Source organism: Victivallis sp. (genome assembly GCF_048170485.1).
GTDB lineage: Bacteria > Verrucomicrobiota > Lentisphaeria > Victivallales > Victivallaceae > Victivallis.
Window position 1 is genome coordinate 1 of the sequence record NZ_DBEXAY010000238.1, and the last position, 9,909, is coordinate 9,909.

The 9,909-nt window shown below is 55.8% G+C and carries 7 protein-coding genes; 3 read left to right on the top strand and 4 right to left on the bottom strand.

The window, feature by feature from the left end:
* The first annotated feature begins 169 nt into the window (after positions 1-169).
* The 3 genes from ACMLHG_RS12400 to ACMLHG_RS12410 are packed head-to-tail and all read left to right on the top strand — an operon-like array spanning position 170 to position 5,408.
* Positions 170-1,240 carry a substrate-binding domain-containing protein gene (locus ACMLHG_RS12400; RefSeq protein ID WP_417170684.1) on the top strand — a complete coding sequence of 357 codons (1,071 nt, stop codon included), beginning with the start codon at positions 170-172 and terminating at the stop codon, positions 1,238-1,240.
* Entirely contained in the window at positions 1,237-4,674 is a 3,438-nt protein-coding gene (locus ACMLHG_RS12405) for a hypothetical protein (RefSeq protein ID WP_417170685.1), read from the top strand. The genes ACMLHG_RS12400 and ACMLHG_RS12405 overlap by 4 nt, the downstream gene beginning before the upstream one ends.
* A 17-nt stretch (positions 4,675-4,691) precedes the next feature.
* The gene (locus tag ACMLHG_RS12410; protein ID WP_295809101.1) at positions 4,692-5,408 is read left to right on the top strand and encodes a type II secretion system protein; all 717 of its coding nucleotides are present in this window, start codon (positions 4,692-4,694) and stop codon (positions 5,406-5,408) included.
* 30 nt (positions 5,409-5,438) lie between these two features.
* Here the strand turns inward: ACMLHG_RS12410 and ACMLHG_RS12415 are convergent, their stop codons facing one another.
* From ACMLHG_RS12415 to ACMLHG_RS12430, 4 genes are all read right to left on the bottom strand, one after another.
* Positions 5,439-6,635, bottom strand: coding sequence for an alginate lyase family protein (locus ACMLHG_RS12415; protein ID WP_417170686.1), 1,197 nt, complete (start codon positions 6,633-6,635; stop codon positions 5,439-5,441).
* Positions 6,636-6,640: 5 nt separating this feature from the next.
* Positions 6,641-7,765: a prepilin-type N-terminal cleavage/methylation domain-containing protein gene (locus ACMLHG_RS12420; protein WP_417170687.1), complete on the bottom strand. Its 1,125-nt coding sequence runs from the start codon at positions 7,763-7,765 to the stop codon at positions 6,641-6,643.
* A gap of 28 nt (positions 7,766-7,793) precedes the next feature.
* The gene (locus ACMLHG_RS12425) at positions 7,794-8,864 is read right to left on the bottom strand and encodes a substrate-binding domain-containing protein (RefSeq protein WP_417170688.1); all 1,071 of its coding nucleotides are present in this window, start codon (positions 8,862-8,864) and stop codon (positions 7,794-7,796) included.
* Between the two features lie 137 nt (positions 8,865-9,001).
* Positions 9,002-9,715: a helix-turn-helix transcriptional regulator gene (locus tag ACMLHG_RS12430; protein ID WP_295809093.1), complete on the bottom strand. Its 714-nt coding sequence runs from the start codon at positions 9,713-9,715 to the stop codon at positions 9,002-9,004.
* Positions 9,716-9,909: the final 194 nt, after the last annotated feature.

Sequence of the window (9,909 nt, forward strand, 5' to 3'; positions counted from 1 at the left end):
GAGTGGATGAAATTTTTTTGTTTTTTGTATTCTGCTCTTGACATTTACCGGAGAATAGGGTATAATTATGCTAAAAGATGAAATATTTTAATTAGCACTATTAGCATTACTGAGAATGATGAACGCCAAATCTGACAACACTACGCTTTTCGCGGAGACGCGGAATTATATGCTGAAAAAGATCGCTGAACTTCTCGCTGCGGGGGAGAAGAAGCTGCCGACGGAGCGGGAATTGGCGGAGGAGGTGGTGGCGAGCTACGCCACAGTCCGTCTGGTGATGAAGCAGTTGGAGACGGAAGGGTTCATCCGCAGGATCCGCGGGTCGGGGACCTATCTGGAGCCGGAGGCAGAGGCGTTGCTCCGGCAGAGTTCGATGCGGCGGCTCTGGTATTTCCGCAGTCCGGACGCGGATCAGCCGGAGCGGGATTACGGCAGCTGGATGCGGGGTGAAATCCGCAGGAGTGCCGCCGAACGGAACTGGAATCTCATGGAGGTGGTGGTGTTCACCCACAATGAATTCCTGGCCGGATTGTCGCAGCGTCTGAAACCCGGGGATGCTGTGCTGTATCTGCCACCGACGGAACCGATTTCGGTGCGGCAACTGGGGGAACTCTCCCGGTACGACAGCTTTCCTTTGGTGGTACTCGACCTGGAGTTCGGCGATGTTTCGATTGCCAACGTGACCAGCGACAACCGTCGCGGCGGCATGCTGGCGGCGCGACAGCTGCTGAAAAACGGCAGCCGGACTCCTCTGGTACTGCTCTGCGAACCGCATTTGAAGCAGCTGCGGTCGCGCCTGCAGGGATTTTGCGAAATCACCGAAATCGCCGGGATCACGCCGGAACTTCTCGATTGCGGCGTCTCCGTCAACGACGACCGCGTGGAGTTCGCCTACCGGACGTTGCTCGGGCGGCTGAAGCGCGGATCTCTGCCGGATGCGGTGTTTGCGATATCGGATTCGGGTGCATTCGGTGCGCTCCGGGCGATGCGCGAATGCGGTCTGGAGCCGGGGCGCGATGTGGGACTCATCGGATTCGACGGCGTCTCTGCCGGGCGGAAGATGACGCCGTCGCTTGCCACGATAGCGCAGCCGGTGGCGGGAATCTGCCGGACGGCATTCGACATTCTGGAAAAATGGGTTCCGGGGCGCCGCCCGCAATATCAGCTGTCGCCGGAGTTCTGCCCGGGGGAAACGCTTCTGCCGTTACAAGTCAACTGCAAACAGGAGGTTTTATTGTGAAAAGTGGCGGAATATTGGCCGCGGCTGTCTGTTTCTGGTGCGGGGTATGTTCTGTATCCGGCGGAACCTGGCAGTTCGACCGAAATGAATCCTGGTATGCGGATCGCGGTGTCGATCTGCGGATGGAACCTGCTGGATTGGTTGTCCGGATCCGTGAAAAACCTGATTGGAACAAGCCGCCTTTCACGTTCAATCTCCGGGAAAAACGCTCACTGAAACATCTCGGCTCTCCGGACCGCGTCGAGTTTGAAGTGGAACTGCAGGATGGCGGTGGTACTACGGTAGGGCTTTATCTCAAGGATGCCGCGGGGGAATTTTTCGCTTATCCGCAGCGTCCACTCAAGAGAGGGCTTAATCGAGTCGGCTGGAATGTCCGGCAGGAAGCGATTGGCCACTGGGGAAAAGGCGGAAACGGCAAAATCGATTTCCCGGTACGACTGGAGGCGGTGATTCTTCATCAGTATCCCGCTCAAAAATCCTCAACACTCCGGTTCCGCAATCCGGATGCGGAAGCTGTTCCCGGTGTAGATTCCGTTTTTCGTGAACTGAAACGATTTGATGATTCTGCCAAATGGCAAGGGGCTCGCAAACTTGTGTATGCACGAAAGGCGGATGGGCTGTTGGTGAAATCGTCTGAGTTGCCGTCAGAAGAGAAAAAGTGTATTATCGAGCGGATGCAGGAGGTTTCGTTTCCGCTTCAGAACATCGGTTCGCCGTTTGCGATTGAGCTGGATGTCGAACTGCTCTCCGGCAGTGGGGTCAATCTGGCTTTGGAATTGACGGACGCTGCAGGAGAAACTTTCGCGCTCCGGCAGAAAGCCGTGCCGGCGGGGAGAAGCCGTCTGGTCTGGAATCTATCTGCTGATATTTCCGGCAGCTGGGGGAAAAATAAGAACGGTAAAATTGATATGCCGATCATGCTGAATAGTATAACTTATTTTCAGTATCCGGCGAAAGAGGCCGGGGAAGTTTTGTTTCATTCCCTCGGCAAGTGGGAGGAGATGCGAGATATCGACTCCATTGATTTTGTTTATGAAACCGGTTCGCCGCTTCCTGTGTTGAAAGTGGGAGAGGAGCGGAAATTCGGGATGAAATTGACGAATGGTTTCCCGGCTGAAAATGACTTTTCAGTCCGGATTCTGTTGCGGAACTACCGTGGCAGACAATTGCGGTATGAGCGTGATTTTAAACTTCTTCCCGGCGCCAGTGTATTCTGGCCGCTTGCCTGGTCCGCGGAGAATGATCGCGGTGTCTGGCGTGCCACGATTGAGTTGACATCCCGCGATGGTCTCCGGAGCCGGCGTGATGGACGAACCAGCTTTGTTTATATGGAGCCGGCCGGTCCGAATAATGTGGATAATCCCGAGTTTATTCTGGGATACAATCTGCGCCAGCAGCGCTGGAGCTGGAATGACCAGAAAATCGAGGCTGCCGCCGCTGCCTTGAGTGGAGCAAAACTGCTCCGTACCGGATATACCTGGGAGGGGATTGAGCGAACGGAAGGAACGTTCGACTTCACCGATTCTGACAGACTTCTGGAACTTAACCATTCCCTCGGAATGGAGCACATGTTTCTGATTGGATACACGCCATATTTTGCAGCGCGCCCCGAAACGCGAAATACAGGGGACTGGAATGACTGGAACAAAAGTGTTCCGGATGACCGGAAACTGGAGATTTTCTGTCAAAAACTTGCCGAACATTATCGAGGGAAAATCCGCTTTTACGAATTCTGGAATGAACCGGATCTTGAGTTCTGGCGCGGCTCGCTTGAGGAGTATCTTGATCGGCTGCAAACTGTCTACCGCACCATCAAAAAGACTGATCCCGAAGCGTTCGTGATTTCGGGCGGCATTGCCAGCGATCTACCGCGCTCGAAGGCCGGTTTCCATAAGGGGCTGGTCGCGAAAGGCCAGGAATACTTTGATTTCCACGGCTATCATCAGCATGGGGATTTCGCGACCTATGAAAGAATTCTTGCCGGGCCGGTTGCGGAGTACCGCAAACAGCTCCGGAGCAGAAAACCTCTTTTTTTCACCGAGACTGGATTTTACATTTCCAACGGAAATTACATGCAGCAGGCGATCAATGTCGTCAAAAAAATCGTTCATGCCCGGGTGCTGGGAGCGCGCGGCTACATCTGGTTTGACCTGCGCGATGATGGATTCCTGCCGGGATATTGTGAACACAATTATGGACTTCTTACGCATGACTGGTTCCCGAAGGAGGGGTATGCTGCATACAATACCGTAAATCTCCAGCTTGCCCGGGCCCGACGGGGCGGTACATTGCTGAAAAACGACCGGACGACGGCTCACTGGTTCCGGGATGGCGGCGATCAGGTTGTCGTTATCTGGAAAACCAATGTAAAAGGGGTGGAAGAGCCTTTGACCATACGGACAGATGCCGCCGCAGCACGCTGGATTGACATCATGGGGAATCCCATGCCGGTTGAAGTCATTGCCGGACGTGTTACATTGCCGGTTCCGGAATTCCCCGGTTATCTGAGATTAGTGGGCACCAGGACAGCTCCTCTGCTGGGGGAGAGCATTGTTCGCGCTTCCGCAGACGGCATGGCTGCGGTTCCGGGGCAGGCGGCAGAGGTACGTTTTTCGGTTCGTAATCCGCAGAACAAGGAGATGCCTTTTGCCTGGCGATGGCAGTTGCCGGAGGATGTACGTGCGGTTCCCGCCGAAGGGGAACGGAAGTTGGCTGCCGGGGAATCGGTCGATTTTTCCGCGATGGTGACAATTCCGGAACATGTCGCCGGAAATGCACTCCGGATCGCGTTGAATTATACCTTGGGAAATGAAAAAGGCCGATTGATTTTTCCGATCAACGTTGCGACTCGAATCGCGAAAGGTGAATATTCCAGGCAACCCCAGTTTCAGTTTCGCGACCGGGAACACATGGTCAGTCAGATGGAGCACAATCCCTACACCAGCCACCGTATCTGGAGTGGACCGGAGGATCAGAGCGCGGATATCTTTCTTGCCGCCGGAGATGGCCTGCTCAAGGTACGTGTCTGTGTTACCGATGACGTGCATGTAAAATCAAAAAATGCCGAAAATTGTTTCATGGAAGACGGGCTGCAGCTGGCTCTGGCGATCCCCGGACAACCCGGACATTGGGAATTTGGTTTTGCCGAGTTGGAAGACGGGGCGCCGGGAACGCATATCTGGATACGACCGGATGGGTTTTCCTCTCCTGATTTGCGACTGGCTGTCAGTCATCCGGCAAAAAACAGAACTGTTTATGAAATCGGCATTCCCATGGCGGCAATCGGTTTGACGCAAAAGCAGTTGAAGGCAGGGATCCAGTTTAATCTGCTGATCAACGAAAATGACGGCGAGGGGCGGGATGGATGGCTCCAGATTGCTCCCGGCATTGGCGAGGCGAAGGTTCCGGAAAAATATCCGTTTATTTTGTTCTGAGCAGAAGGGAGGTCACCATGAAAAGATATCCATTATTTACGCTAATTGAACTCCTCATCGTAATCGCGATCATCTCGATCCTGGCGGCTATGCTCTTGCCGGCGTTGAACAAGGCGCGAGCCAAGGCGCTTTCCACCTCCTGCATCAGCAATCTCAAGCAGTTCGGTACTGCCGAGGCGATGTATGAAGTGGACTACAAATGGTTGACTGCGGCAAAAGATGATTCCAATGCAGAATTCAAACAGGATCTCTGGCATCAGAAATTGGCCGGCTATCTCGGGAGAAGTGCTCCTGCAAGCTGGGACGAATATCGAAATTTTTTGAAAAAATTCCGCTGTCCGGCAATCCAGAAAGTGGGAGGAGACACATTGGGATACGGTGAAAATGGATTCGGTTGTCTCGCCATCTGGTCGGGGCTGACACCGTTCAAAACTACAACCGGGAACGCCCCTACCGATGCCAGTACCTGCTTTGTCCGTTCCAATTCCCGCGCCAGGAATATCGGACCGGAGCGGATTCTTTTCATCATGGACTGCGGCTATACGAATGATACCGCGTCCGGTTCCGTGGAAACCCGTTCATCCTTGCCGAATTCCAATTATTTGTTCAATAAGGCGGACGTTACCTATGACTTTCCGCATGGCCCCGGCATTATCAACGTCCTGATGCTCAGCGGGCATGTGACGACTATTCAATCGGAAGCACAGGTCAATTACAGCATGTATTTGAATTGATTTTATCAAAGATATCGGTATGTTGGATTTTCATTGCGCACGGGGGGCGTAGAAGATGCGGTTGAACCGCGTGAAGTTTTTTTCCGGCAGTCTGGCCAGCGCCCGGCCGGCGGTTTCTGAAGTGGTCCAGGCGTGATACTGCAACACGACGTTGGCGAAGGCTCCCGGCTCCAGTTCCCCGTTCAACAGCGGGTAGGGCCACTTCTCCGCCGGGTCGAGATAGCATTTCAACATCCGCTCGACCGCCCGTTCGATCGCCCGGAAACTTTCACTGCCCGGCGCGAAGAGATCGATCCCCTGCGCCTTGCCCGCCCCCACCGACCGGAAAATCATCTGCAACGCGAATGCCGAGTAGTGCCAGGAGCGCGTACGGTGGATCTCCTCCGGCAGAAAGCCCCGTTCGTCCACCGCCGCGACGATCAGGTTGCGGACGATTTTCAAATGTTCCGCCGCCAGCTCTTCGTTGCCGCAGAAGCGTGCGTAGGCGATGATCTGCGCGTGATAGGAGAGCCCGTGGTTCTGCTTCTTGCCGAAATCCTTCCGCGCCATCGGATCCTCGAGCAGCCAGCGGGTGTACGCTTCGAACCACTGCTGCAGGCGGCGGTACTCCTCCGGATGCAGGGCCGGAGACTCCTTCAGCAGAACGAACATGTTCACCAGATCGGCGAAGGCGATGGTGTCGATGATCCCCTCCACCCGCCCTTTGGTCCGGCCGGGAATCGCCTGCGCATACTTCATGTGCGGATTCATCCGGGTCGCTTCATCGAGAAAGAAAACGCGGATGAGCTCCCCCGCCTTCTCCGCCGCTTCCCGGTCGCGGTCGAAGTGCCAGAGCAACGCGCCCGCCGTGATCCGGCGGCCGACCTGGCTGATCTTCGTCTGGTCGTATGACCGGAAATCCGGATTGAACTGGCCGTCGCGCCGAATGTACGGCAATCCGTCCGGCCTGGCCGGATCCGGCCACCAGTAGGGGCCGCAGCTGGTGAAGTCGCGCGGATCACCGCCGGGCGAGGGGAGCTTTTTGTCGAAGGTGACGCTGATCGGCGGCTGTTTCAACAGGGCGCCGCGCTGTTTCCGCAGCTCGTCGAGCGCCCGTTTGGCCATCGGTTGCTCCGCAAGTGTCGCTTTCGTCGGAATGCGATTTTCGGGAATCGTCGGCAGTCCGGCGGCCAGAACCGCGGCTCCCGTCGACACGGCCGCCAGAGAGAATAGAAGTTTGATGTTCATCGAAGTTATTCCTGTTTTTTGACGCCGTAGGCGTTGAAGATGTCATCTTCGAAGTCCCCGGTGCCGTAGGGAATGACCTCTTCGCTGGTCATCAGCGAACAGTGTCCGTCGAAGAAGCCGACGCTGGCCCGGCGGTTGTGCCCGTAGAAGACGCCGCCGGTGTTGGTCGAGGTGTCGAGATATTTGTACGGCGTTGCGGAGCTCCGGACGACGTTCCACAGCCCCTGATTGTTGGTTCCCGCATCCACCGAGTATTGCCGGCTGGTGTCGATGTGCAGAAACCGGCGCGACGGGTTGCGGATCTGCGTGAGCTTGTAGGCGGAGGGATATTTGGCATTGCCGTTGTTGTTGTCACGGATTCCGGCGTCGTTCATGCCGTAGGTCCACAGCAGATTCTGGATTGTTCCGGGCAGACTGGGGCACACTCTCACCTGACCCGAAGAGTAGTAGGAGGTGTAAAGATCGGTAGTCTTTGCATGAACACCGAGAAGTTTATAAAGCTCGGAGTTTTTGTACCACTGAATGGAATAATTCCCACACATCAGCGGCACCGTGTAGTCCTGATGGCTGTCCGCATAGAGGATCTCCGCCTGAATCAGTGACTTGAGATTGTTGAGGCAGAGCGTGGATTTGCTGTGTTCGCGCGCCTTGTTCAGCGCCGGCAGCAGCATCGCCGCCAGAATCGCGATGATCGCAATTACGACGAGGAGTTCGATCAGAGTAAAGTATCGGCAGTTGGAGGGGATGGGCCGGTGGGTGCCGGGGGGCGTGTCCGCCGCCCCCCGAACCCCCTGCGTCCGGCAGGGTGCCGGTGCCGGATGCGGGTCAGCGGTCAGGCCGGGCTCGACGGCAGGCGCGGGCCGGTGGGTGTGAGAGCCGCGGAAATGCGAACGGCTCTTCCCGCTTTTTTGCGGAAAGACCCGTTCGTATTTCCGCTCACCTTCGCCGGGTGCCGAGCCGGTGCAAACTTGCGCGGGCGTGTTTGACTGCGGGAGTGTTCGAAGGCCGGGCGGTACGGGGAGATCTCCCCCGAACCCCTTTCTTTCCTGCCCGTGGAAGTGTCGGGCGGTGGATTGCGGGGGGAGTATTGGGCAGGTTCCGATTTTCTGTTTTTCTGTTTTTCGTCTCATGCTCTGTGCTCCTTTTCGCTGCTGCTGATTACCTCTGCGGAGGCGGAGCGCAGGAACCCGCCTCGACAAATTCGTAGTTTCGCTCATCGCTGTGGAACTCCGGCCCGTGATTGACCTGCTGCAGGAGAGTGAGCATCCCCGCCCGGCAGAAGCCCGGCACGTCGATCCGGAACCGCGAAAGCGGCGGATTGAGCAGTTCCGGGCGGTCGGGATCATCGATGCAGAAGACCGAAAGCTCATCGGGAACGCGGATGCCGTGTTCCAAAAGGCTGCGGCAAACTTTGTGAGCGATCAGCCGGTCGCCTACGATCAATGCCGTCGGCAGTTCCTCCTGGGAAAAATAGGCGTCGATCTCCTTCTGCCGGATTGCAGAGACGTTGATCCAGGCGAGGTTGACCGGCAACTGCCGTTTCCACATCGCGGCCATGAAGCTGTTGTACCGCTCCCGGTAGGGGAGGGATTGAAAATGGCCGACGAGAAACCCGAGGTTTCGGTGGCCGAGTCCTGTGAGATAGGCGACGGCGTCCTCGATGATCCGCTCGTTGGAGTAGCCGATGCTGAATTCGGAACTCTCCTGCTGTACCGAGCTTAACAGCAGAGCCGGAGTGCCTTTGCTCCGCAGCCGTTTCACCAGCCCCGCCGGAATTTCATTGCAGTTGAAGATCAGAGCGCCGTCGAGGGCATATTCCGCCGCCGCCTCTTCGATCTCTTCTGGGGCGCGGTAGATCGGCAGCAGGTCGCAGCGGAACTCTCTGCTCAATGTCCAGAGAGAGTTGAGCATCTGAATAAGATAGGTCGAAGCGGTGTTGTAGGCGACGAAAAATCCGATCCTGAACCGGTGATTCAAGGCGAGCGGATCGCTGGTGACGAAGGTGCCGGAGCCGCGGCGGCGGACGATGAGCCGCCGCCGGACCAGTTCATCCATCGCGGCGGTGATGGTGATGGCGGAGAGATTCCACTGACCGGCCAGTTTCCGATTGCTGGGCAGCCGCTTCCCCGGAGCGAACTCTCCGGAATGGATCCGTTCCGCGATCCAGTCCGCCAGCTGCATATACTTGGCATTCTTCCCTGTCTGGAGGGGAGATCCGGTTTGAATCATCGTCGTTCTCCTTATTTCTAAAAATAGTATACCGGAAAACGAAGAGAAAAGCAATAGAACATGTATAATTTTATTAAAATTAGTGTATATGTACACTTTTCGGCCGGATAGGGTGGAACCGGGAGCGCGAAATTGCTTCAAGATTCCCGCCGGGAAGATTGGTCGGCAGTCGCTTCGAAGACCTGCTGCCGGAACTCGCGCGGGGAAACGCCGCTCTCGCGCTTGAAGAAGTGGGAGAAATAGTATTCGTCGTTGAAATTCAATTTCCGGGCGATCTCCTTGATGGAGAGATGGGATTCGCGCAACAGCAGGGCGGCTTGAAGCTGGAGCTGATGCGAGAGGTATTTTTTCAGCGTGATTCCGGTATCGCGGGAGAAGGAGCGCGACAGGGTGCTGCGGTGCATGCCGGCGACTTCGGCCAGTTCGTCGATAGTGATTCTCGCGTGGATATTCTGTTCGATGTAGTCGAGCATCTTCCGGTAGCGGGAGGTGACGGCATTCTGAAAGGTCATTAAATTGCGGGGCAGAAAATCCGCGGTGATCTGAAAGAGCGTTCCCTTGATTTTGCAGGCCCGCTGGATGCCGTCGAGCGGCAGGCGGCTGATACGGTCAAACTCCTGAATGATTTCCGGTGCTGTTTTCCGCTCCATGTGCGGGAAGCTGAGGAAGATTTCGGAGAATGGAAGCAGCTGCAGATTGTAGTGAAACGCATAGAAGCAGGTCCCCGGCCGGAAATGGAAGGAGACCGGCACCCCGGCGCTGAAGAAGAAGAGCGTTCCCGGCTCCATCGGCAGTTCGCCGCCGAACATCGGCGAGCCGACCGTGGAACCTTGCCCGCGGGAAGAAATCACTGCGAAAATCCGGTTGAATGCATAGGTGTTGGAGGTAGTACAGTCAAAATCAGCACGAGAGTATTCGTAGAGTCGAATTGAGAGCAGATTGGCGTAATCGGTTTCTTGTGAAAAGAAGAAGGGAGCGTTCATAAAATCGCAAGTTTTTTCATGTTTTTTCACATTGTGCTAATCTAACTTTTAAGGTATAATAT